This is a genomic window from Rhizobium ecuadorense (assembly GCF_001187535.1).
GTDB lineage: Bacteria > Pseudomonadota > Alphaproteobacteria > Rhizobiales > Rhizobiaceae > Rhizobium > Rhizobium ecuadorense.
This window is the reverse complement of record NZ_LFIO01001709.1, coordinates 1-500: the sequence shown is the minus strand read 5'-3', so window position 1 is coordinate 500 and position 500 is coordinate 1. Positions and strand designations below refer to the sequence as shown.

General features: G+C 60.4%; 1 protein-coding gene and 1 pseudogene. One reads left to right on the top strand and one right to left on the bottom strand.

From position 1 onward, the window contains the following. Positions 1–254 (top strand): ester cyclase (locus AF337_RS33120; RefSeq protein ID WP_160320410.1); only part of this gene is annotated, 254 nt, incomplete at its 5' end. Between the two features lie 123 nt (positions 255–377). Here the strand turns inward: AF337_RS33120 and AF337_RS33115 are convergent. Further along, a pseudogene (locus AF337_RS33115) lies at positions 378–500 on the bottom strand (peroxidase-related enzyme); the annotation flags it as partial.

Below are 500 nucleotides of genomic sequence, written 5' to 3'. Positions count from 1 at the left end.
GAATGATGCGAGGCGGCTTTCCCGACATCCAATGGACTTTGGAAGAAATCATCGCTGAAGACGATAAGATAGCCGCGCGCTTCACAATGCGCGGCACGCACCAGGGTCCGTTCCTCGGCGTTGAGCCGACAGGTAAGTCGATCACGGTCCAGGCCGTGAACTTCTACCGTCTGGCTGATGGAAAATTTGTCGAAGAGCGTGGTCAACCCGACTTGCTGAGCTTGTTGCAACAAATCGGCGCGGTCGCGGGTTAGTGCGGGGCTGAGCAGCTCTGAGCGCTCATTCCTGAAAGATGAAGGGCGGCCATTCGGTCGCCCTTTTCACGTGTGCGATCGGCTCGCTCCGGTCGGCCAGTTCCAGCGCGATCGTGACGTGCTTTAGTCCCGCATCGGCTCGCCGAGCGTATGCATCAGGCGGTTCGCCCAGCCGAAGATGGCCGATGAGAGGACGAGATCGAGAGCCTCCAACTCGTCGAGCCCGACGTCCGCCAGCGACTGCGC